General features: G+C 47.0%; 1 pseudogene. It reads left to right on the forward strand.

The features are described 5' to 3' along the window. The first annotated feature begins 87 nt into the window (after window positions 1-87). Window positions 88-1,232: pseudogene (locus ACFVTB_RS27570) on the forward strand (IS3 family transposase). The last annotated feature ends 31 nt before the right edge of the window (window positions 1,233-1,263 follow it).

The following is a 1,263-nucleotide window of genomic DNA, read 5'->3' on the forward strand; positions in this document are numbered from 1 at the left end:
TGGATGTAGACTAAAAAGTAGACACGCTGTAACAGCGACCTGATACAATAAAACTAACAAAAAAGGTCGAGGTGTGTCATGGGAGATATCCGCCAGCATTTTGATAATGAATTCAAACGTCAAACCGTCAAACACATGCTTGAAACGGGCAAGAGTCCGTCTGAGGTTTCCAAAGAGTTAGACATTCCCGTCAGCAGCATTCGTGCTTGGAAAAAGCAGTTTGCAGATGGCGGTGAAAAGTCTCAACTGTTCGTGGACTACGAGCGTCTTCAGAACCTTGAGGCTCAGAACCGTGAACTACAAGAGGAGCTTGAAATCCTAAAAAAGGCGATGCACTTCTTCACCAAAGACCGAAAATGATTTATGCCTTTGTGCATAAATACCGCTTCCAGTTTCGTGTCGAGAAGTTGTGCGCAGTCATGGGTGTTTCACGAAGCGGCTACTACAAGTGGAAAAACCACAAGCCAAGTAAGCAGGAAAAGCGTCGTAAGAAGCTGATCCAGCAAATTCGGTATCATTTCTACGCCTTTAAGCGGCGCTACGGTAGCAATAAGATTGCAGCCAAGTTGCGTGAAGACGGTTGGGTGGTTTCGACGAAAACAGTAGCTCGCCTCATGAAAGCCATGGGATTGCGTTCCTGCACGGTGAAGAAATACAAGGCAACGACGAACTCTAAACACAACATGCCGGTATACAAGAACATCCTGAACCGTAACTTCAACGTGGCTGCACCAAACAAAGTGTGGGTAACCGACATTACGTACATCTCCACTGCTCAAGGGTGGGTCTACCTCGCGTCGGTCATGGACCTATTTTCTCGCAAAATTGTAGGCTGGTCACTCGGGGAGCGGATGACCAAAGAACTTGTGCTGGAGGCCTTCGATAAAGCATGTGAGCGGCAAAAACCGCAACCCGGGTTGATTCACCATTCCGACCGCGGGTCGCAATATGCCTCGGAAGATTACCGTGAGCGACTTGTTGAACACCAGATGATCGGAAGTATGAGTCGTAAAGGCAATTGCTACGATAATGCTTGTATCGAGGCCTTTCACAGCGTGATTAAGAAAGAACTTGTGTACCAAACCAAGTTTAAATCCCGCAAACAGGCATACGATGCGATCTACGAGTACATCGAGTTTGACTACAACCGCATTCGCATTCATTCGTCTATTGGTTACATGACCCCACATCTGTGTGAAAAACGTTACTACGAGCAGCACCAGGTTGCATAATGAGCGTGTCTACTTTCTTGACAGAGGTACA

It is taken from the genome of Paenibacillus sp. NPDC058071 (assembly GCF_042885235.1).
Lineage (GTDB): Bacteria > Bacillota > Bacilli > Paenibacillales > Paenibacillaceae > Pristimantibacillus.